The organism is Paraburkholderia sp. CI3 (genome assembly GCF_050436505.1).
Taxonomy (GTDB): Bacteria; Pseudomonadota; Gammaproteobacteria; order Burkholderiales; family Burkholderiaceae; genus Paraburkholderia; species Paraburkholderia tuberum.
In genome coordinates this window covers 2355336-2376732 of sequence record NZ_JBNDMI010000004.1, presented here as the reverse complement: position 1 = coordinate 2376732, position 21397 = coordinate 2355336, and the positions used below count along the sequence as shown (strand labels likewise).

The window sequence follows — 21397 nt, the reverse complement described above, 5'->3', positions numbered from 1 at the left end:
TTCGCTCGCTACGATTGAAACGCCTGCTCCCGATCCACGGGCCAGGCGTTTCTCGTATCAGGAGTCTGCCGATGATCGTTACCCTGCCATATTCCCCATACTCTCAATCGACGCAATCCTCGCGTATGTCGCGCCGCGCACGCTGGCGCGCGAGCTGGTTCGCGCGCATCTGCCGCCGCTGCGGCGTCGGCTTCACGCTGATCGAGTTGATGATCGTGCTCGCGATCGTCGGCGTGATCGCGGCCTACGCGATTCCCGCGTATCAGGACTATCTGGCGCGCAGCCGGGTCGGCGAGGGCTTGTCGCTCGCGGCGTCGGCGCGGCTCGCGGTGGCCGAAAATGCCGCGAGCGGCAACGCGTTCAGCGGCGGTTATGCGTCGCCGCCCGCCACGCGCAACGTCGAGTCCATCCAGATCGACGACGACACTGGTCAGATCACGATCACGTACTCGACGCGTGTCGCGCAGGCCGGCGCAAACACCATGACGCTGGTGCCGTCCGTCCCGGACAACGTCGATGCCCCGAGCGCGCGAGTCGCGTTGAGCAAGGACGCGGTGCAGACCGGCGCGCTGACGTGGGAATGCTTTGCGAGCGGCAAGAGCGCGTCGTCGTTGCCGGCGCCGGGTTCGGGGCCGATGCCAAGCGAGGCGCCGACGCTCGCCGCGAATCTGGCGCCGCCCGAATGCCGTTCATAAGGGGCAAATGAGTGAGTGAACGACACAGCAGCCGAGCGCTGACTGGATGAGTCGAAGCCACAACGTAAAAGGCTGATTTTCAGCCTATTTCGGCCGGACCGGCGCACAGTGCAACGAAATTTTTGTATAGTGCGCCGGTTGCTGACGCCCACCGTTGATTCGATGCCCACCCCTTTCGCGCGCTACCTGTCTCTCGTACTGCTGGCTCTTGCGTTGATCCTGCCCTACGCGGTTGCCAACCATACGTATCCGATCCCAACCTTCTACGCCGAATTCACCACGCTCGCGCTGTTTCTGCTGACCGGGGCGGCCGTTGTGCTGCTGGTCGCGACCACCCGGCCGCGCGTGGGCTTCGCGTCGCCCACGGTCGCGCTCGTACCCCTGCTGTTCGGCCTCGTGCTGGTCGTGCAGACGCTGGTGCTGCCGGTCGCGGAGCCATCGATGAACTGGCTCGGCGCGGGCTTCCTGCTCGCTGCGTGGATGGCCGTGCATGTGGGCTACGGCTTCACGCGCGTGAAGCTCGACGAGACCGCGTTGCGCTGGGCGGCGGGGGCGTTGATCGTCGGCGGTCTGTTCGCGGTGTTCAGTCAGGTGATCCAGCTGTTTCACCTCGAGGCGCGCGTGGCTCCGCTCGTCGTCGCGTACAACATAACCGTCGAGCGCCGGCCGTTCGGCAACATGGCGCAGGCGAACCACCTCGCGACGTATATCGCGTTCGCGATGGCGGGCGCGCTGTACCTCGTGCAGACGCGCCGCATCGCGATGCCCATCTGGCTGCTCGTCTCGACGATTTTCTCGGTCGGCCTCGCGCTGACCGTGTCGCGGGGTCCATGGCTGCAGATGGGCGTGATCGTCGTCGCCGGCTTCTGGATGGCCTTCGCGCAGACTCGCAACGAACCGCAATTGCGCCGTAGCAACCGTGAATGGCTGGTGCCGATCGCGCTCGCAGTGCTGTTTTTCGTGGTCAATGCGCTGATCCGCTGGGCCAACGTGCGCTTTCACCTCGAACTCGCGCAGTCGGCGGCCGAGCGCTTCCAGGATGCCGGCCAGATCGCGCCGCGCCTCGCGCTGTGGAAATACGGCTGGACGATGTTCAAGCAGCATCCGCTGCTCGGCGTCGGCTGGGGCGAATTTCCGAGCCATCAGTTCGAGCTCGTCAAGCAGCTGGGCGGCGTCGAAATCGCCAACAACTCGCACGACATTTTCGTCGACCTGCTCGCGAAAACCGGTCTGATCGGTCTTGCGATCGTGCTCGTGGGTCTCGTCGCGTGGCTCGTGCGCGTCGTGCGTGCGCCGCAAAGCGCCGCGCGCGTGTTCGGCATCGCGCTGATCGGCGTGCTGACGATGCATGCGCTCGTCGAGTATCCGCAGCAGTACATGTTCTTCCTGTTGCCCGCGATGTTCGTGTTCGGCCTGCTCGAAACGCGGCCGTTGCGCGCGGTGCCGGCGAATCTGTCGCTCGGCGCGTTCGCGGTGGTGGTGTTCGGCGGACTCGCCGCGCTGTATCCGGTGTATCGCGACTATGCGCGTGCCGAGGTGCTCTACTACGGCGCGCGTCCGGCCGAGCAGTACGGCGCCGATCCGTCGTTTATGTTCGGCGCGTGGGGCGAATACGGTCTCGCGACGCTGCAGCCGATGAATCCGCTGAACCTGCAGCGCAAGCTCGCGATGCACAAGCAGGCGATCGCCCTGTTGCCCGGCGAGACGGTGCTGCGTCGCTACGCGGTGCTGCAGGCGCTGACCGGCGATACCGCGGCGGCGCTCGATACGGTCGAACGCTTGCGGATCTTCGCCGAGGAATTGAAAGACTGGCCGGCGCAGCTCGGCTATCTCTACCAGCTCGTCGACGAGCAGAAGTCGCTCGCGGGCTTCAAGCAGCAGTTGGTGAAGCGCTACGGCACACCGGCGGCCGATGCGACGCCGGATGACGACAGCGACGAAGATTGATCGGACCGCGGAAGCTCAGGCGTGCTGGCGCCGCGGCTTCCTCCCTTCAAAGTTCAAAGCTCGGAATACTTCGCGGCCGTGCCTTTCGCCTTGTCGATGGGGTAGCGCGCTTCGTTCAGCTTCAGTTTTTCCGCTGCCGCGTCGACGAGATCGAAGCCGGCGGTATGGGCGACCAGCAGCAGGTACATGAACACGTCGGCGCACTCGTGCCTGAGGTTCGTCGATTGCGCGGGATCGCCGAGCAGCGCGTCGATCTGCGCATCGGTCTTCCACTGAATCGTCTCCAACAGCTCACCGGCTTCGATGCCGGTGGAGACGATCAGGTTGCGCAGCGTGTGAAACTGCCGCCAGTCGCGCGCGTCGCGAAACGCCAGTAGCTGCTCGAGCAGTTCGTCGATGGTCATGTTGCTATCCGGATAGTTGTCGAACCGCACGTCAAGCTTGCGCCACCCAATCCCCCGATTTCCCGCCATGCTTTTCCATCACCTTCACATCGGTGATGGTCATGCCGCGATCCACTGCCTTGCACATGTCGTACACGGTCAGCAGCCCGATCTGCACGGCGGTAAGCGCCTCCATTTCGACGCCCGTCCGTCCAAACGTCTCGACCTGGACCGTGCAATGCACGCCGGGCATCTGCTCGTCGAGTTCGAAATCGGCCTTCACGCGTGTCAGCGCGAGCGGATGACAGAGCGGAATCAGATCGGCGGTGCGCTTCGAGGCCTGGATCGCCGCGATCCGCGCGATGCCGATCACGTCGCCCTTTTTGGCGTTGCCGTCGCGGATCAGCGCGAACGTGTCGGGCAGCATGCGGATCGAGCCACGCGCGATCGCGATGCGCCTGGTCTCCTGCTTGCCGCCGACGTCCACCATATGCGCGTCACCGGCCGCATCGAAATGAGTGAGTTCAGGCATGGTTGACTCCTCCAGAGGGCGCCTATCATAGCAGTGCGGCGCGGCCTCGAATCGTCGCGGCGACTGATTACATTTGCGCTGTGTCGTGCTCTGAGTTTTGCCTCGTACGCGTCCTGCGACGCCCTTGCCCATTATCTTAGTCCGGGCCACGCGCGGCGTTTTTCGACTTCGTCAGGCCGGCTTCGCGATGCATTCAAAACGATTCCTCGCTGCGTTGCTATCCGTCGCGCTCGCGACCGACATCGCACGGAGTGCCGGTCACGCCGACGAAGCCGCGCGTCTCGCCGAGCTCGCGCAGAAGCGCTGGCCGCAATCGAACGCGGCGATCGACATGCATATCCGCACGCTGTTCACGCTGCATCGCTTCACCGACGCGCAGGCGCTCGCGAAGCAGGAGACCCGGGCGCATCCCGATCAACCCGCGTGGTGGCTCTATCTCGCGCAGGCGAGCGCGGGCAGTGGCGATGCATTGACGCAGCATCGCGCGATGGCGGAGAAGTTCGCGCTGGAGGGCGCGTGGCCATCGGCGATCCGGCAGCTGAAGGACGCGCGCGACCTGAAGACGATCGGCTATTACGACCTCGCGACCGTCGACGCGCGCCTGCACGAGATGGAGAGCCGCTACAAGGAGGAGCGGCTCGACGAGAAAGGGTAGGGTGGGACGTGAACGCGCGCCGCTGCGCGCGTCAGACCTGCGCCGCCGGGCTCGCAACGAAGCCAAAGCGCGCGGCCACCTGATCGCGTCGCACGCTTTGCAGCGGCAAGGTGCGCTGAACACTCCAGTGGAACGCACCGCTCAATGAGCCATCGTCGGCGAGCGTCGCGTGATCGGAGAAGATCTCGAGGTCGTGATCGTGCAGCACCGCGATACGTGCTGGCTGCGAGCGATCGGCAAACAGAATGCAGCCGTCTTCATCTGCGAACACCGCCGCCGGCTCGAACGCGCCGCCGCCCTGGTCGTGCAGCGCGAGCGTTCCATCCGCGTGCGCGGACAATCTGACCACCCACGGCGTATAAGCCAGCTCGACATACACGCGCTGTGGTCCGTTCTGAAAAAACCACTGTCCGCGCTCATCGGCCTCGTAGTTCCGGTTGATGAAGCCAAGCAGCGCCTCATGCCGGATCGGCACGCCGGGCGCGCCGCTCGCCTGGGCCGCTTCGTCGCGCATGCGCCAGTTGCCGCGCCGGTCGAGCATCAGCCAGCCGGTGCAACTCGGCACGTTCGGCCATTTGGCGAGCGCCTGTTTGACGATGTCATCCATGATCGACGTGTCGCTCCAGATAGCCGAACACGCGCCGCGACAGCCAGTCGATGCGGCCCGGGAACGGCCCGGTCATGAAGCCCGCGTGGCCGCCGTGCTCAGGCTGATAAAGCTCGACCGCCGCCGACACCTCGTGCCGCGACGGCAGCGCTTCGGCCGGCAGGAACGGGTCGTTGCGCGCGTTGAGCACGAGCGTCGGCACCTGAATGTGCGGCAGCAGCGGGCGGGTGGTTGCGGTGCTCCAGTAGTCGTCGGTATCGCGAAAGCCGTGCAGCGGCGCGGTCACGACGTTGTCGAACTCGTACATCGTGCGGCTCGCGAGCATCGCGTCGCGATCGAACAGGCCCGGGAACTGCTCGAGCTTCTGGTTGGCCTTGTGCTTCAGCGTCTTCAGGAAGCTGCGCGTGTAGACGAGGCCGAAGCCCTCCGACAGCGCACGGCCGCCCGCATGGACGTCGATCGGTGTCGAAATCGCGGCAGCGGCGGCTACCACCCGCGCCGCATCGGCCTGCCGCTCACCGAGCCAGCGCAGCAGCACGTTGCCGCCGAGCGACACGCCCGCCGCGACCACCGACCCGCGATGCGCGGCGCGCAGGCGGCGCAGGATCCAGTCGACCTCGTTGCTGTCGGCGAGATGGTAGAAGCGCGGCAGCCGGTTCAGCGGGCCGCTGCAACTGCGAAAGTGCGGCACCACGCCGTGCCAGCCGTATTCGCGCGCGGCGGCCATCAGCGCGACCGCGTAGTGCGACGACGAACTGCCTTCCAGGCCGTGAAACAGCACGAAGAGCGGCGCGGTGTCGGTGGGCGGAGTATCGTGCGCGACCCAGTCGAGATCGATGAAATCGCCGTCCGGGGTGTCCCAGCGCTCACGGCGAAACGATACCGCGGGGCGGCGCGCGAACAGCGACGGGACGATCGTCTGCACATGCCGGTTCGGCAGCCACAGCGGCGCGCGGTACAGCAGCTCGACGGTCGCCTCGACGGCGGCCGCCACCTTGACGGGGGCCGTACCGGAGGAAGCGGGTTTATGTGGCGTCGAACTCATACCGGCGGAAAAGCGAGAAAACGTGATTCTGAATCTGTCGTGGTGCCGCGCGTCAGTGCAGCGGACCCTGGCCATGCCGCATCTTCGTCGCGAACTGGCTGGCGGTCTCGTTCGGCATCGGGCTTGCGTGAATATGCGCAATGCGCCATTCGCCGCGTTCATGGACCAGCACGTAGGTGGTGAAGACCATCGCGGGCGTGGCGGTCGGGTCGGCCGGACGATGTGCTTCGGCAATCGCATAGACGACGGTGCCGAGGCTGTCGTAGACGCGGATGTCGAGCGGCTCGATCGACACCGGCAGCGCTTCGAGCTGGACCTGCAAGCCATTGCGAATGCTCTCGAGGCCGTGCAGATGCGAGCCGTCCGCGCAGATGCAGCTGACGAACTCCTCGTCGATCCACAAGCCCATCAAGCTGTCGATATTGACCTCGGCGACGGCCTGATAGTAGGCGTTCAGGGTATCGGCGGCGGCTTCGAAGATATGGGCAAAACGTGGCATGGCTCGTCAGTCTCTTGTGCGCGGCGCGCGGTTGCGGGTCAGCGGTAGCGGGACGGTCCAGAGCGCCGGACCATCGCCCCCGGCGTCAGCTTGCCCGTGCCGCAAGGCGCGAACATGACGCGACGCGCTCGGGGCGTGCGGTGTTGCGTGCAAGTACCAGTCAGCTCAGCGCTGCGCGAGCAGCATGCCGCGCAAATCGCCGAAAACCTGCTCGGCGCTCAGCTGCTTCAGACAGTTCAGATGACCGAGCGGGCACTCGCGCTCAAAACAGGGGCTGCATTCGAGATGAAGCCATTGTACCTTCGCGAGCTCGGACAAGGGCGGGGTGTGGCGCGGATCGGTCGAACCGTAGACGGCCACGAGCGGGCGGCGCAGCGCGGCGGCGACGTGCATCAGTCCGGAGTCGTTGGTGACGACTGCGTTGGCCCGCGAGATCAGCGCGCAAGCCTCGCCGAGTGCGGTCTGGCCGCACAGGTTGCGCACGTTCGGCGCTTTCTCGGCGATCGCCTGCGCGAGCGGCGCGTCTTTCGGCGAGCCGAGCGCGACGATTTGCGTGTACGGGAACGACTGGCCGACCATCTGCGCGAGCGACGCGAAGTGCTCGGGCGGCCAGCGCTTCGCGGGACCGTATTCGGCGCCGGGGCAGAACACCAGCAGCGGCACGCGCGTATCGAGATTGAAGCGCGCCGACACGCGCGAGGCCTCGTTCAGGTCCGTGTCGAGGCGCGGCATCGGCAGATCTTCGGGGACCTTGGCGCCTGGCGCATAGGCGAGGGCGGCGTAGTGGCCGACCATCGGCGGGCGGGCGTCCTTGCGCGGATTCGCGTGACGCACGTTCAGCACGCCGTAGCGACTCTCGCCGGTGTAGCCGATGCGCAGCGGAATGCCCGCCAGCCACGGAATCAGCGCCGACTTGAACGAATTCGGCAGCACGTAGGCCGCGTCGTAGCCGACGTCGCGCAGATCGCTCGACAGCTGCCAGCGGCGCAGCATCTGCAGCTTGCCGTGGGCGAGATCGGTCGCGTACACGTCGCGGATTTCCGGCATGCGTTCGAGCACGGGTGCGACCCAGCTGGGCGCGACCGCGTCGATGACGATGCGCGGATGCAATTTCACGAGGCGCGCAAACAGCGGCTGCGCCATCAATGCGTCACCGATCCAGTTCGGTGCGATAACCAACGCGCGACGCATCAGAGTGAGTGTCCGGTGTCGATAACAAGCGCCGCGCGCGCGATGCGCGCGGCACTCGGATAGGTAAATGGGGAAAGCGGAAAGCCGCACGGCGCGATGCCGTTCGGCCACACGCGCCGCGATGGCGGCGCGGCGGCGGTGCGGCCGCACGGGTCGTGCGGTCGAGCCTGCGGCGCGGCGAGCGCGTGATTCAAAACGCGCGCCTCGTGCCGTGCAAGCTGGCTCAGAACCGCTCGATGCGTTGGATCAATGGCCCTTGATCACTTCGCCGTCGCGCAGCTTGTAACGCGTACTGCAATACGGGCAACGCGCTTCGCCGTGCGACACGTCGATGAAGACGCGCGGATGCGCGCTCCAGCGCGGCATGGCCGGGTTCGGACAATACGCCGGCAGATCTTTTGCCGACAGTTCGACCAGCGGCATTTCCTTGATTTCGCTCATGAGACTTTCTCGTTGTATGCGGGGTGCTTGCAGTGCGCCGCCGTTGGGCTGCGCGGGGCATCTCGAAACGTCGCTCAGATCTTCGTGAGCCAGTGCGCGTATTTCGCGCTCCTGCCGTTCACGACGTCGAAGAAAGCCGACTGCAGCTTTTCGGTGATCGGGCCGCGCGCGCCAGCGCCGATCGTGCGGTTGTCGAGCTCGCGGATCGGCGTGACTTCGGCCGCCGTGCCGGTGAAGAACGCTTCATCGCAGGTATAGACTTCGTCGCGCGTGATGCGCTTTTCGATCACCTGCAGGTCCATGTCGCGCGCGAGCGTGATGACGGTGTCGCGCGTGATGCCGTCGAGGCACGACGACAGATCAGGCGTGTACAGCTTGCCGTTGTTGACGAGGAAGAAGTTCTCGCCCGAGCCTTCCGACACGTAGCCGTCGACGTCGAGCAACAGCGCTTCGTCGTAGCCGTCGGCGATCGCTTCCTGGTTCGCGAGGATCGAGTTCACGTACCAGCCCGACGCCTTCGCGCGCACCATCGACACGTTCACGTGATGGCGCGTGAACGACGACGTCTTTACGCGGATGCCCCTGGTGATGCCGTCTTCGCCAAGGTATGCGCCCCACGGCCACGCGGCGATCGCGACGTGAATCGTGTTGCCCTTGGCCGACACGCCGAGCTTTTCCGAGCCGACCCAGATGATCGGGCGCAGATAGCACGAATCGAGCTTGTTCTCGCGGACCACTTCGCGCTGCGCGGCGGCGAGCGTTTCATGGTCGAACGGCACGTTCATCTGGAAGATCTTCGCCGAGTTCAGAAGGCGCTTGGTGTGCTCCTGCAGGCGGAAAATCGCGGTGGCGCCGTCGGCCGTCTTGTAAGCGCGCACGCCCTCGAACACGCCCATGCCGTAGTGCAGCGTGTGGGTGAGCACGTGGATTTTGGCATCACGCCACTCGATGAGCTTGCCATCCATCCAGATCTTGCCGTCGCGGTCGGCCATTGACATACGGTTCTCCAGCAGGTGCGTTATGAGGTGCGGCCATGAGCGCAGGACATGGCCGGGAGCGCTATTTTAGCGTCATTTGCACACACCACGGGCATTTGGGCGCACCCCGGACGCTATAATCCAGCGCACGCATAAATCAAATCCGGATGCGCCAGCGGGTGGTCTCGCAAGCTGGCGCCGACCTGGCCTTCTTGACGGCGTTTCCTGCGCCCGCACCCTTCGCCCGATGCTCGCTCGACTGTCCGACACCGATCGCCGCGCTTTTCGTGAAGGCGCGCGCGCCTACGCCCCCACGCTGATGGCGATTTTTTCCTGGGGCCTCGTGACCGGCATCGCGATGAGCAAGTCCGTGCTGACGCTGCCCCAGGCTCTCACGATGTCGCTGCTGTGCTACGCCGGATCGTCGCAGCTGGCGGTGTTGCCGCTCCTCGCGGCGAAGCTGCCGGTGTGGACGGTGCTGCTGACCGCGGCGATGGTCAACACCCGCTTCGTGATCTTCAGCGCCGGCCTCGCGCCGCACTTCCCGTATCTGTCGATGTGGCGGCGCATCGTGCTGGGCTATTTCAACGGCGACGTGATCTATCTGCTATTCGTCAAGAAGAGCTTTCCGACCGGCTACGTGCCGGGCAAGGAGGCGTACTTCTGGGGCATGGCGGTATCGAGCTGGCTGTCGTGGCAGGTGTCGTCGATCATCGGCATCCTGCTCGCGAGCCTGATTCCGGACAATTGGGGGCTCGCGCTGGCCGGCACGCTCGCGCTGCTGCCGGTGATGGTGTCGGCGATCGCCACCCGCTCGACGCTGGTCGCGGTCAGCGTGGCCGGCATCGTGTCGCTGCTCGCGCTCGATCTGCCGTACCGGCTGGCGTTGCCGCTCGCGGTGATCGCGGCGATCGCGGCCGGCAGTGCGGCCGACCTGATGATCGAGCGCGCCGACCTGCGCCGCATTCGTGGCGTGAACGATCGCGCCGGAGACTCCCGATGACCTCCACGCAAATCTGGCTCGCCATTTTCGGCATGACCTTCGTCACCGCGCTCACGCGCGCGATGTTCCTGATCGGCGGCGAGCGCACGGTACTGCCGGCGCGCGTGCAGAAGATGCTGCGCTACGCGCCGGCCGCCGCGCTCGCCGCGGTGGTGGTGCCCGACGTGCTGACGACGCCCGACGGGCTGTCGTTCGCGCCTTCCAACCATGAGCTTTACGCTACGCTCGCCGGCCTCGGCTGGTTTTTGTGGCGGCGCACCATGCTCGGCACGATCGTGACCGGAATGGTCGTATTCACGCTGATGCGCGTCTTCCTGTGAGGGCCGCGCCCGGGGTGCGGCGATGAATGCTACGCTGCGGCATCTGCGGCCTTGCGATCAAATGCGCGACATTCGCCGTGTCGCGGATCAGAAGGCCGTTGGGATCAGTTAAAATGCCTTTTCCGGGTTGAGCGCGCCGCGGCAAGGCGCCTGGTGCCGCGGCCGGCCGCCGGCGCCCGATCCCGCGGAGCCGTTGGGCCGAAGCGCTGGAGTTCGCTGCGCTTCGGCCCCGCGCGCTGTCCGTCACCGCCTTCTCATCAACTCGCATACTCAAGCCCATGAACAAGGTATTGCGTCTCTCCGACCTGATCGCCGAAGGCAAGCTGTCCGGCAAACGCGTGTTCATCCGCGCCGATCTGAACGTGCCGCAGGACGATCAAGGCAACATCACCGAAGACACCCGCATCCGCGCTTCCGTGCCGGCCATCAAGGCCGCGCTCGACGCCGGCGCCGCGGTGATGGTCACCTCGCACCTTGGCCGTCCGACCGAAGGCGACTTCAAGCCGGAAGATTCGCTCGCGCCAGTGGCGAAGCGTCTCGCGGAGCTGCTCGGCCGCGACGTGCCGCTCGTCGCGAATTGGGTCGAAAAGGGCGTGAACGTCGCGCCGGGCTCGGTCGTGCTGCTCGAAAACTGCCGCGTCAACAAGGGCGAAAAGAAAGATTCCGACGAGCTCGCGCAGAAAATGGCCAAGCTCTGCGATATCTACGTGAACGACGCGTTCGGCACCGCCCACCGCGCCGAAGCGACTACGCACGGCATCGCGAAGTACGCGCCGGTTGCCTGCGCGGGTCCGCTGCTCGCCGCTGAGCTCGAAGCGCTCGGCAAGGCGCTCGGCGCACCGAAGCGTCCGCTCGTGGCGATCGTCGCGGGCTCCAAGGTGTCGACCAAGCTGACCATCCTGAAGTCGCTCGCGGAGAAGGTCGACCAGCTGATCGTCGGCGGCGGCATCGCCAATACGTTCATGCTCGCGGCCGGCCTGAAGATCGGCAAGTCGCTCGCCGAAGCCGATCTGGTCGACGAAGCGAAGGCGATCATCGACGCGGCCAAGGCCCGCGGCGCCTCGGTGCCGATCCCGACCGACGTCGTCACGGCCAAGGAGTTCTCGCCGACCGCGAAGGCAGAAGTAAAGGCCGTCGCCGATGTGCAGGACGACGACATGATCCTCGACATCGGCCCGGAAACGGCCAAGGTGCTCGCCGCGCAACTCGAGAAGGCCGGCACGATCGTGTGGAACGGCCCGGTCGGCGTGTTCGAGTTCGACCAGTTCGGCAACGGCACGAAGACGCTCGCGGACGCGATCGCGCGCTCGGCGGCGTTCTCGATCGCAGGCGGCGGCGATACGCTCGCGGCAATCGCCAAGTACGGCATCCACGACCAGGTGAGCTACATTTCGACGGGTGGCGGCGCATTCCTCGAGTTCCTCGAGGGCAAGAAGCTGCCGGCGGTAGAAGTTCTGGAATCGCGGGCTTAACGTGGCGACGCGCTCCCCAGCGGCGAAGTCGACCAAGGCGCGTGGCGTGAAAGCGCCGCGCGGTAACGCGGCAACGCCGGCAGGGGAGCGCGCGACACGCGCGGCCGCTGCGTCGGCAGCGGCCGGACAGGACGAGGCTGCCGAAGCGCCGATAGCGCCCGCGGGACCGGTTGCAGCGCATGCTCCGACCGGCGACGCGGAGCAGCCCCCAACGGCACAGGTCGAAGCTGCTCAACACGATTCGGCCCGGCCGGAACAGCCTTCCGGCAAGCAGGGCAGCAAATCTCCGGCGCGCGAGGCGCCGCTCTCGAATACCGCATCACCCGCATCACTCCACAAAGCGACACCGGCCACAACCGGCGCGCGACCCCAGGCAGCATCTTTCGATGCGCGAACTCCGCAGCAGCCCCGCAGCGCTCTTACCAGCGATCCTATCCAGACGAGGAGACTCATGCATCGCGCCACCAAGATTGTCGCTACTATCGGTCCGGCTTCCAGCACGCCGGAAATCCTGCTGCAAATGATTCAGGCGGGATTGGACGTGGTGCGGCTCAATTTCTCACACGGCACGGCGGACGACCATCGCCAGCGCGCCGAATTCGTGCGCGAGGCGGCCCGTCAGGCCGGCCGCGAAGTCGCCATCATGGCTGACCTGCAAGGCCCGAAGATCCGCGTCGGCAAATTCGAGAACGGCCGCACGACGCTCGTCACCGGCAATCCGTTCGTCCTCGATGCCGACTGTGAGCTCGGCAACGACGAGCGCGTCGGCCTCGACTACAAGGATCTGCCGCGCGACCTGAAGCCGGGCGACGTACTGCTGCTCAACGACGGCCTGATCGTGCTGAACGTGCAGCGCCTGATCGGCAACGAGATCCACACGGTCGTGAAGATCGGCGGCGAGCTGTCGAACAACAAGGGCATCAACCGCCAGGGCGGCGGTCTGTCGGCGCCCGCGCTGACCGCCAAAGACATGGAGGACATCCGCACGGCGATGTCGCTCGGCGTCGATTTCGTCGCGGTGTCGTTCCCGAAAAACGCGACCGACATGGAAATGGCCCGCCAGCTCGCGAACATCGCCGGCGCGCCGTTCGGCATCAAGCCGAAGATGATCGCGAAGATCGAGCGCGCGGAAGCGATTCCGGCGCTGCAAGGCATCCTCGACGCGTCGGACGGCATCATGGTCGCGCGTGGCGATCTGGCCGTGGAAGTGGGCAATGCCGCGGTGCCGGCGCTGCAAAAGCGCATGATCCGGATGGCGCGCGAATCGAACAAGTTCGTGATCACCGCGACGCAGATGATGGAGTCGATGATCCACGCGCCGGTGCCGACCCGCGCGGAAGTGTCGGACGTCGCCAACGCGGTGCTCGACGGCACGGACGCGGTGATGCTGTCGGCGGAATCGGCGGCGGGCAAGTACCCGGTGCAGACCATCGAGACGATGGCCGCGATTTGCGTCGAAGCGGAAAAGTCCGAGCAGTCGGAGCTCGACAAGGACTTCCTCGATCGCACGTTCACGCGGATCGACCAGTCGATCGCGATGGGCGCGCTGTTCACCGCCTATCACCTGGGCGCCAAGGCCATCGTCGCGCTGACCGAATCGGGCTCGACCGCGCTGTGGATGTCGCGTCACTGGACCCACGTGCCGATCTTCGCGCTGACGCCGCGCGTCGGCAGCGAACGGGCGATGGCGCTGTACCGCAACGTGACGTCGCTGCATCTGGACACCAACACCGACCGCGACACGGCGCTGCAGCAGGCGCTCGAAACGGTGGTCGGCAAGGGCTACGCGTCGCACGGCGACATGGTCGTGCTGACGGTCGGCGAGCCGATGGGTCAGGCGGGCGGCACCAACACGTTGAAGATCGTGCGGGTCGGTGAACCGTACTGATCAGGCAGGACTGCCCGATCGGCACAGGCTCGATTGAGCGAAGCAGGGCGGCGAAACCCGCACGGTCCATGTGCGACGGCGCACCAAAGTGCCGGTGTCATCGCGGGAACGCCCCCTGCTTCGCGATAAAATCGCCGCAAAAGATGCCGACGGCAAAAGAATTCGTTTCAATCTAAGGAGTTTCAGCATGCCTCTCGTATCAATGCGTCAACTGCTGGACCATGCTGCGGAAAACGGCTATGGCCTTCCGGCATTCAACGTGAACAATCTGGAGCAGGTGCAGGCGATCATGGCCGCGGCCGACAAGGTCAACGCCCCAGTCATCATGCAGGCGTCGGCCGGTGCGCGTAAGTACGCGGGCGAGCCGTTCCTGCGTCATCTGATCGAAGCGGCGGTCGAGTCGTATCCGCACATTCCGGTCGTGATGCACCAGGACCACGGTCAGTCGCCGGCGGTGTGCATGGCGGCGATTCGCAGCGGCTTCACCAGCGTGATGATGGACGGTTCGCTCGAAGCCGACGGCAAGACGGTCGCATCGTACGAGTACAACGTCGAAGTGTCGCGCAAGGTCGTCGAGGCGGCGCACTCGATCGGCGTCACCGTGGAAGGGGAGCTGGGCGTGCTCGGTTCGCTCGAAACGATGAAGGGCGACAAGGAAGACGGCCACGGCGCCGAAGGCACGATGACGCGTGAACAACTGCTGACCGATCCGGAGCAGGCCGCCGACTTCGTCAAGCTGACCCAGTGCGACGCGCTGGCCATCGCGATCGGCACCTCGCACGGCGCCTACAAGTTCAGCAAGAAGCCGACGGGAGATATTCTCTCGATCCAGCGCATCAAGGAAATCCATCAGCGCATTCCGAACACGCACCTCGTGATGCACGGCTCGTCGTCGGTGCCGCAGGAGCTGCTCGCGGAAATCCGCGAATTCGGCGGCGACATGAAGGAAACCTACGGCGTGCCGGTCGAAGAAATCCAGGAAGGCATCCGTCACGGCGTGCGCAAGGTCAACATCGATACCGACCTGCGTCTGGCGATCACGGGCGCGATCCGTCGCTACATGGCGACCAACCCGGGCAAGTTCGATCCGCGCGATTACCTGAAGCCGGCGCGCGAAGCGGCGATGAAGATCTGTATCGACCGTTACATGCAATTCGGCTGCGAAGGCCAGGCTGGCAAGATCAAGCCGGTTTCGCTTGATAAAATTGCGCAGAAGTACAAGTCGGGCGAGCTCGCGCAAGTCGTCCGTTAAGCTGTAGTTTTGGCTCCGCGCCTGGCCGTTTGGCCAGGTTGTCGTCCGATCGCCGTTCCCGCATCATCGGGGGAACGGCGTTTCCCTTTTGTTCCGGTCACATTTTTTGCACCACTTTTAGCGAACCACGACGATGTCTACCCTCTACGAATCCACGCTCCGCTCGCTGCCGCTGCTCGGCCGCGGCAAAGTCCGCGACAACTATGCGGTGGGCAACGACCAGTTGCTGATCGTCACGACCGACCGTCTGTCGGCGTTCGACGTAATCATGGGCGAGCCGATTCCGAACAAGGGTCGCGTGCTCAACGCGATGGCGAACTTCTGGTTCGAGAAACTGAAGCACGTTGTGCCGAACCACCTGACGGGCGTCGCGCCGGAGTCGGTGGTCGCGCCGGACGAAGTCGAGCAGGTCAAGGGGCGCGCGGTGGTCGTCAAGCGTCTCGAGCCGATCCTCGTCGAAGCGGTGGTGCGCGGCTATCTGGCCGGCAGTGGCTGGAAAGATTACCAGGCCACCGGTTCGGTCTGCGGCGTGCAACTGCCGCCGGGTCTGCAGAACGCGCAGAAGCTGCCCGAGCCGATCTTCACGCCGGCCGCCAAGGCCGAGATGGGCCACCACGACGAAAACATCACCTACGACGAGATGGAGCGCCGCATCGGCACCGAACTGTCGGCCACGATCCGCGACATTTCGATCCGTCTGTATCAGGAAGCCGCTGATTACGCGGCCACGCGCGGCATCATCATTGCGGACACGAAGTTCGAATTCGGTCTGGACAACCACGGCAAGCTGTACCTGATGGACGAGGCGCTGACCGCCGATTCGTCGCGCTTCTGGCCGGCGGACCAGTACCAGGTCGGCACGAACCCGCCGTCGTTCGACAAGCAGTTCGTGCGCGACTGGCTCGAAACCCAGCCGTGGAAGAAAGAGCCGCCGGCGCCGAAGCTGCCGGACGACGTGGTCGCGAAAACGGGCGAGAAGTACCAGGAAGCGCTCGAGCGCCTGACCGGCCACAAGCTCGACTGATCTGATCGCGCGCGCCGTGTCAGGCGCGCATCGCCGGGAAACAAGGAAGCCGCAAGATGAGTGAAGCACAAACCGCCCATACGCATGATGCGCCGGTCGTCGGCGTATTGATGGGCTCCAGTTCCGACTGGGAAGTGATGAAAAACGCCGTCGCGATTCTGCAGGAATTCGGCGTGCCGTACGAAGCGAAGGTCGTGTCCGCGCACCGCATGCCCGACGAAATGTTCGCCTATGCTGAAAGCGCGCGCGAGCGCGGCATTCGCGCGATCATCGCGGGTGCGGGCGGCGCCGCGCATCTGCCGGGCATGCTGGCCGCGAAGACCACGGTGCCGGTGCTCGGCGTGCCGGTCGCGAGCAAGTATCTGAAGGGCGTCGATTCGCTGCATTCGATCGTGCAGATGCCCAAGGGTGTGCCGGTCGCGACGTTTGCGATCGGCGAGGCGGGTGCCGCGAACGCGGCGCTGTTTGCGGTGTCGCTGCTCTCCGGCACCAGCGCCGAATACGCGGACAAGCTCGCTGCATTCCGTGTGCGCCAGAACGAAGCGGCTCACGCGATGGTATTGCCGGCGCTGTAAGCGCGCTGGTTGTTTTATAAGACGTCCCCTGTCCGACCCCCGGCCGGATGCCCGCCGCTCGCTGTGCGAGCGCGACGCGTATCCGGCCGCGACCGACCACCAAGATGAACCCTGACAACACACCGGTTTCACCGATTCTGCCCGGCGCATGGCTTGGCATGGTCGGTGGCGGCCAGCTCGGCCGCATGTTCTGTTTTGCCGCCCAGGCGATGGGCTATCGCGTCGCCGTGCTCGACCCGGACGAAACCAGCCCGGCCGGCGCGGTCGCCGACCGCCACCTGCGCGCGGCCTACGGCGACGAAGCGGCGCTGACCGAACTCGCGCGGTTGTGCGCGGCGGTGTCGACCGAATTCGAGAACGTGCCGTCCGCGAGCCTCGACTTTCTCGGCAAGACCACCTTCGTGAGCCCGGCGGGGCGTTGCGTCGCCGTCGCGCAGGACCGGATCGCCGAGAAGCGCTTTATCGCGTGGTCGGGTGTGACGGTTGCGCCGCACGTCGTGATCGAGTCGTCGGATGCGCTTGCGGCGCTGGGCGATGGCGAGCTCGAAGCGGTGCTGCCCGGCATCCTGAAAACGGCGCGCATGGGTTACGACGGCAAAGGCCAGATTCGCGTGCGCAACGCCGAGGAAGTGCGCGAGGCGCATGCGTCGCTCGGCGGCGTGCCGTGTGTGCTCGAGAAGCGCCTGCCGCTGAAGTTCGAGGTGTCGGCGCTGATCGCGCGCGCGGCGAGCGGGGCGTCGGTGGTCTATCCGCTCGCGCAGAACACCCATCGCGACGGCGTGCTGTCGCACACCATCGTTCCCGCGCCGGACGCGTCGCCGGCGCTCGTGCAGCAGGCTCAACAGGCCGCGCTGCAGATCGCCGAAAAGCTCGGCTACATCGGCGTGCTGTGCGTCGAATTCTTCATTCTCGAAGACGGCTCGCTGGTCGCCAACGAAATGGCGCCGCGCCCGCATAACTCCGGCCACTACACGGTCGACGCGTGCGCGACGAGCCAGTTCGAGCAGCAGGTGCGCGCCATGACCAGCATGCCGCTCGGCGACACGCGCCAGCATTCGCCGGCGGTGATGCTGAACATCCTCGGCGACGTGTGGTTTCCGGACGGTCCGAAGCGCGCGGCGGTCACGCCGCCGTGGCAGGAAGTCGCCGCGATGCCGTCAGCGCGCCTGCATCTGTACGGCAAGGAAGAGGCGCGTTGCGGCCGCAAGATGGGCCACGTGAACTTCACTGCGCCGACCCTCGAAGAAGCCCGCACCGCGGCGCGCGATTGCGCGCGGCTGCTGCACATCGCTACCAGCTGACGCGCGCGCCATGCCGGATCAACAGAAACCCGCCAAGGACGCTACCAACGCGTCGCCGGTCAGCGCCGCGCAGATCGAGCACGCGGCGGACTTGCTCGACGCGGGGGGGCTGGTCGCGTTTCCGACGGAAACCGTGTACGGCCTCGGCGGCGATGCCGAGAACCCGGACGCGGTCGCGCGCATTTACGCGGCGAAGGGGCGGCCGGCCAATCATCCGGTGATCGTGCATCTCGCGCCGCATGGCGATCCGAACTACTGGGTCGAGCATTTGCCGGCGGATGCGCAGCGCCTGATCGACGCGTTCTGGCCGGGACCGCTCACGCTGATCCTCAAGCGCGCTGCGCGCATTCCGGCGGCGGTCAGCGGTGGGCAGGACTCGGTGGGACTGCGCTGCCCGTCGCATCCGGTTGCGCAGGCGTTGCTCGATGCATTCAGCGCGTTGCGCGGCGGGCATGGCGGCGTCGCCGCGCCGTCGGCGAACCGCTTCGGGCATGTGAGCCCGACCACGGCGCAGCATGTGCGCGACGAGTTCGGCAGCGCGATTCATGTGCTCGATGGCGGCGCGTCGGATGTCGGTATCGAGTCGACGATTCTCGATCTGTCGCGCGGCTTTCCGGCGCTGCTGAGGCCCGGTCGCGTGACGCCGCAGGATATCGCCGACGTGCTCGGCGAGGCGCCGCGTCTGCCCGACGGGTCGGACGCGACCGCGCCGCGCGCGTCGGGCACGTTGAAAGCGCATTACGCGCCGCGCACGCCGCTCGTGCTGCTGCCATTCGGCGAGCTCGAGCCGCTTCTCGCGGTGCGCGAGCCGGGCGAGCGCGTCGCGCTGGTCGCGCGCGCGTCGCGTGCGGGACAGTGGGCCGATGTCGACGGCGTGCATTTCGTCGCCGCGCCGGAAGATCCGCACGTCTATGCACGCGAACTCTACGGCTTGCTGCGCGCGCTCGATCGCGCGAACGTCACGCGGATTCTGATCGAGAAGCTGCCCGATACGATCGAATGGATTGCGGTCAACGATCGGCTCGGGCGCGCGGCGGCGGCATTCGAAGCGCAGCACTGACGCAATCGGATCGCTGCGCTGCATGGCGTGTCCACCGGAAAAGGCAAAGGCCCGGCTCGTTCAACGAGCCGGGCCTTTTGCCATCTAGCCAGCCTTAGCGACGCCGGTTAGCTGTCATGTCAATACCGCTCACCCCACGGCCACCGCCGCGTTACTTGCCAAGCCCGCTAGCAGCGATCTGCGTCTCGACCTGCTGTGCGAACAGCGCCTGCAGATGCGTGGTCGGATGCACGAGGTCGGCGAACATGTAGGTCTGGTCCGCGCCGGCCACCGTGTAGGTTTGCGGCGAGCAGAACAGCGACGACGCAAGCGCGCTGCCGAAGTCCGCCGCCGTCTGGCCGGAGGCGAGCACGCTCGGATTGTTCGTCGCGTACGTGGTCGCGCTTTGGGCCATCGACGCCAGGTTACACGCGGTGCCCGCATTCGACACGGTGAAACCGAGCGACTGATAGTTCTGCAACGTCTGGTCGATCCACGCGAATGCGCTCACGTAGATGACCTGCTTGGTCGACGCGAGGCCTTGCTGCAGCACGCCGTTGTAGGTCTTGACGAGCGCGTTGATGAGCGCCTGGCCTTGCGCGCCCGCGGCGAGACCTTGCGGCGTCTGCGCGATGTCCGGCACGTCCGACACCACCACGTGCGTCGCGCCCGACGCGACGACCTTCTGCACCGTGCCGACGAACGTGGTCGCCGCGGTGGTGATGTCCTGCAGCGCGGCCAGCGTGGCCGTCTGCGACGCGGCGGCTGCCGCCGTCTGCGCGTCGGCCGGGGTACCGCCGTTCAGGAGCGCCTGCGTCGCCGCTGCCGTACCGGCAGCCGAGACCGCTTGCACCGCGACGAAGATGTCGTTCGCGCCGCCGTTCATCAGCACGAGCTGGTTCGAATTGAAGCTGTTATTGTGCCCGGCCAGATACTCGGCGACCTGCGTCGTGACCGGCACCGTCGTCGCAGCCATGTTGTTCGGCGCGTAGCCTTCACCCGGCTGCAGATCGACACGCGAGCCGCCCTGCGCGTAACCGAGGCCGCCCGTCGCGGTGAGCGGCATGCCGAAGCCGCCGACGTACGCGGCGGTGAGCGTGCCGCCGTAGTACTCGGCAACCTTCTGCGTCCAGACCTCACCCGGATTCGTCGTGAAGCGGCCGCCGCCCGTGCCGACGTTCGCCTGGACCGTCGGCATGTATGTGCCGACATCCGACAGGCTGTCGCCGAATGACACGACCTGCAGCGTGACGCCCCCCGGCGGCGTGTTGCTGCTGCTCGAACTATTGTTGTCGCTGCCACCGCCGCATGCCGCGAGCGCGGCGAACGCTGCGCTCGCCACTGCGATCTGCGTGACGCGCAACCATTGCTGTTTCTTCGAAGCGGTTTGATTCATGTTGACTGCATCTCCTCGTATGTGTGGCCCTTGATGCCATGTGTTGCAGGCGGCGTCCACCGCGTTGGCGGCGTGACGACAGCTTACAGAATCTTCTACGGCCGGCGCGATGTCCGAAGCGCGACCGTATGGTTTGAGTTCAAGCCGGCTCCCTTCGCGTGCTGCGCATGATAAGCGGCGGCCCAGGCGGGCGGCGCGAACAGCGCACGCCATTTGTTGCGCCAGCCGCGCACGCTCGCGAAGTCTGCGGCCATCGATGCCCATTCGTGAAACGTCGCCTTGAGCGGGTTGTACGTGTGCAGTGCTCGACGATGCCGTACCGCGGCGCCTCGTGCGGATCTTCTTCGACGTAGCTGCCGGGCAGGCGATCCCAGATCACCAGTACACCTGCGTAATTGCGATCGATGTAGCGATCGTTGCGCGCATGATGCACGCGATGGATCGACGGCGTATTGAACACGTATTCGAGCCAGCCGAGCTTGCCGATCGCCTGCGTGTGCACGAAGAACTGGAAGCCGAGATTGATCAGCACGATCGCGACGATCTGCTTCGGAGCAAAGCCAGGAATGGCGAGCGGAATCCAGAACACCCACATGCCGGCGATCGGGTACATCAGGCTCTGGCGGAACGCGGTCGAAAAATTCATCCGCTCCGACGAGTGATGCACGACGTGGGCGGCCCACAGCCAGCGCACGCGATGACTGCAGCGATGAAAGACGTAATAGAGCAGGTCCTGCGCAACGAACAGCACGACGAACGACAGCCATGTCGCCGGCCATGTATGAATGCGGTAATGCTCGTAGAAAAGCGCGTAGACAGGGATAATCGCGAGCCACGCGAGCTTGTCGGCGGCCTGCTGCAGCAGCGCGAGCGCGGCGTTGCACAGCGTGTCGCGCCAGCTGTAGAGCCGCTTGGCCGGGCGCGTGCGGCTCACGTGCCACGCCTCCCAGCCGATGCAGGCAAGAAAGACGGGCGCCATGGCGAGCAGCAGCAATTCGGCATCGAATTGCATCTTGTCTCCCTTCCTGGTCCCTGACCGCCGCGCGGTACGCGGCGGGTGGTGTCGTTATCGTTCGTGAGGTCGCGTGGTCTGCACGCCCGGCGCCCTGCGCGGCAAGCCCGTAATGTCGCGCGCCGCATGCTGCCCGACAGCGT

The 21397-nt window shown here is 65.8% G+C and carries 21 protein-coding genes and 2 pseudogenes; 12 read left to right on the top strand and 11 right to left on the bottom strand.

Going from position 1 to position 21397, the window contains the following annotated elements:
- The first annotated feature begins 71 nt into the window (after positions 1 to 71).
- Both OKW29_RS32365 and OKW29_RS32360 read left to right on the top strand, forming a co-directional pair.
- Complete coding sequence (locus OKW29_RS32365) at positions 72 to 695, top strand: pilin (protein ID WP_429293886.1); 624 nt, start codon at positions 72 to 74, stop codon at positions 693 to 695.
- Positions 696 to 857: 162 nt separating this feature from the next.
- Positions 858 to 2642 carry a PglL family O-oligosaccharyltransferase gene (locus OKW29_RS32360; protein WP_429293885.1) on the top strand — a complete coding sequence of 595 codons (1785 nt, stop codon included), beginning with the start codon at positions 858 to 860 and terminating at the stop codon, positions 2640 to 2642.
- Between the two features lie 53 nt (positions 2643 to 2695).
- On the opposite strand, the gene OKW29_RS32355 is transcribed toward OKW29_RS32360, so the two are convergent.
- Both OKW29_RS32355 and moaC read right to left on the bottom strand, forming a co-directional pair.
- Complete coding sequence (locus OKW29_RS32355) at positions 2696 to 3046, bottom strand: nucleotide pyrophosphohydrolase (protein WP_090805453.1); 351 nt, start codon at positions 3044 to 3046, stop codon at positions 2696 to 2698.
- Positions 3047 to 3077: 31 nt separating this feature from the next.
- Positions 3078 to 3557: a cyclic pyranopterin monophosphate synthase MoaC gene (gene moaC / locus OKW29_RS32350; protein WP_018421713.1), complete on the bottom strand. Its 480-nt coding sequence runs from the start codon at positions 3555 to 3557 to the stop codon at positions 3078 to 3080.
- Positions 3558 to 3786: 229 nt separating this feature from the next.
- On the opposite strand from moaC, the pseudogene OKW29_RS32345 reads away from it, so the two are divergent.
- Positions 3787 to 4212: pseudogene (locus OKW29_RS32345) on the top strand (M48 family peptidase); the annotation flags it as partial.
- Positions 4213 to 4243: 31 nt separating this feature from the next.
- Here the strand turns inward: OKW29_RS32345 and OKW29_RS32340 are convergent.
- The 7 genes from OKW29_RS32340 to OKW29_RS32310 all read right to left on the bottom strand — a co-directional run bounded on the left by OKW29_RS32340 (position 4244) and on the right by OKW29_RS32310 (position 8993).
- Positions 4244 to 4819, bottom strand: a complete 576-nt coding sequence (locus OKW29_RS32340; RefSeq protein ID WP_429293884.1) for a DUF2946 family protein — start codon at positions 4817 to 4819, stop codon at positions 4244 to 4246.
- Positions 4812 to 5864: a hydrolase gene (locus OKW29_RS32335; RefSeq protein ID WP_429293883.1), complete on the bottom strand. Its 1053-nt coding sequence runs from the start codon at positions 5862 to 5864 to the stop codon at positions 4812 to 4814. Before OKW29_RS32335 ends, OKW29_RS32340 begins: the two co-directional genes overlap by 8 nt.
- Positions 5865 to 5916: 52 nt before the next feature.
- A complete protein-coding gene (locus OKW29_RS32330; protein WP_184022998.1) occupies positions 5917 to 6363 on the bottom strand; it encodes a nuclear transport factor 2 family protein in 447 nt (148 codons plus the stop codon).
- A 165-nt stretch (positions 6364 to 6528) separates the two neighbouring features.
- Positions 6529 to 7554 (bottom strand): lipopolysaccharide heptosyltransferase II, encoded by a 1026-nt coding sequence (gene waaF / locus OKW29_RS32325; protein WP_018421708.1) that lies wholly within the window; start codon positions 7552 to 7554, stop codon positions 6529 to 6531.
- Positions 7554 to 7748: a hypothetical protein gene (locus OKW29_RS32320; protein WP_429293882.1), complete on the bottom strand. Its 195-nt coding sequence runs from the start codon at positions 7746 to 7748 to the stop codon at positions 7554 to 7556. The genes waaF and OKW29_RS32320 overlap by 1 nt, the downstream gene beginning before the upstream one ends.
- Positions 7749 to 7800: 52 nt before the next feature.
- Positions 7801 to 7995, bottom strand: a complete 195-nt coding sequence (locus OKW29_RS32315; RefSeq protein ID WP_008920434.1) for a zinc-finger domain-containing protein — start codon at positions 7993 to 7995, stop codon at positions 7801 to 7803.
- A gap of 74 nt (positions 7996 to 8069) precedes the next feature.
- Positions 8070 to 8993 carry a branched-chain amino acid transaminase gene (locus tag OKW29_RS32310; RefSeq protein ID WP_187629032.1) on the bottom strand — a complete coding sequence of 308 codons (924 nt, stop codon included), beginning with the start codon at positions 8991 to 8993 and terminating at the stop codon, positions 8070 to 8072.
- A 226-nt stretch (positions 8994 to 9219) separates the two neighbouring features.
- Between OKW29_RS32310 and OKW29_RS32305 the strand changes: the two genes are divergently transcribed.
- The 9 genes from OKW29_RS32305 (at position 9220) to OKW29_RS32265 (ending at position 18867) form a co-directional block, all read left to right on the top strand.
- Positions 9220 to 9975, top strand: a complete 756-nt coding sequence (locus OKW29_RS32305) for an AzlC family ABC transporter permease (RefSeq protein WP_184066531.1) — start codon at positions 9220 to 9222, stop codon at positions 9973 to 9975.
- Positions 9972 to 10295, top strand: a complete 324-nt coding sequence (locus OKW29_RS32300) for an AzlD domain-containing protein (RefSeq protein WP_018421704.1) — start codon at positions 9972 to 9974, stop codon at positions 10293 to 10295. Before OKW29_RS32305 ends, OKW29_RS32300 begins: the two co-directional genes overlap by 4 nt.
- Before the next feature lie 278 nt (positions 10296 to 10573).
- Positions 10574 to 11767 (top strand): phosphoglycerate kinase, encoded by a 1194-nt coding sequence (locus tag OKW29_RS32295; RefSeq protein WP_187629031.1) that lies wholly within the window; start codon positions 10574 to 10576, stop codon positions 11765 to 11767.
- Positions 11768 to 12218: 451 nt separating this feature from the next.
- Positions 12219 to 13655, top strand: a complete 1437-nt coding sequence (pyk, locus tag OKW29_RS32290; protein ID WP_429293881.1) for a pyruvate kinase — start codon at positions 12219 to 12221, stop codon at positions 13653 to 13655.
- Between the two features lie 187 nt (positions 13656 to 13842).
- Positions 13843 to 14907, top strand: a complete 1065-nt coding sequence (gene fba / locus OKW29_RS32285) for a class II fructose-bisphosphate aldolase (protein ID WP_429293880.1) — start codon at positions 13843 to 13845, stop codon at positions 14905 to 14907.
- 133 nt (positions 14908 to 15040) lie between these two features.
- Positions 15041 to 15931, top strand: coding sequence for a phosphoribosylaminoimidazolesuccinocarboxamide synthase (locus OKW29_RS32280; protein ID WP_184023006.1), 891 nt, complete (start codon positions 15041 to 15043; stop codon positions 15929 to 15931).
- Positions 15932 to 15987: 56 nt separating this feature from the next.
- The gene (purE, locus tag OKW29_RS32275) at positions 15988 to 16506 is read left to right on the top strand and encodes a 5-(carboxyamino)imidazole ribonucleotide mutase (RefSeq protein WP_018421699.1); all 519 of its coding nucleotides are present in this window, start codon (positions 15988 to 15990) and stop codon (positions 16504 to 16506) included.
- A gap of 104 nt (positions 16507 to 16610) precedes the next feature.
- Entirely contained in the window at positions 16611 to 17807 is a 1197-nt protein-coding gene (locus OKW29_RS32270; protein ID WP_429293879.1) for a 5-(carboxyamino)imidazole ribonucleotide synthase, read from the top strand.
- Between the two features lie 10 nt (positions 17808 to 17817).
- Positions 17818 to 18867: an L-threonylcarbamoyladenylate synthase gene (locus OKW29_RS32265; protein WP_429293878.1), complete on the top strand. Its 1050-nt coding sequence runs from the start codon at positions 17818 to 17820 to the stop codon at positions 18865 to 18867.
- A gap of 151 nt (positions 18868 to 19018) precedes the next feature.
- Here the strand turns inward: OKW29_RS32265 and OKW29_RS32260 are convergent, their stop codons facing one another.
- Positions 19019 to 20242, bottom strand: coding sequence for an SGNH/GDSL hydrolase family protein (locus OKW29_RS32260; RefSeq protein WP_184066523.1), 1224 nt, complete (start codon positions 20240 to 20242; stop codon positions 19019 to 19021).
- A 95-nt stretch (positions 20243 to 20337) separates the two neighbouring features.
- A pseudogene (locus tag OKW29_RS32255) lies at positions 20338 to 21254 on the bottom strand (sterol desaturase family protein).
- Positions 21255 to 21397: the final 143 nt, after the last annotated feature.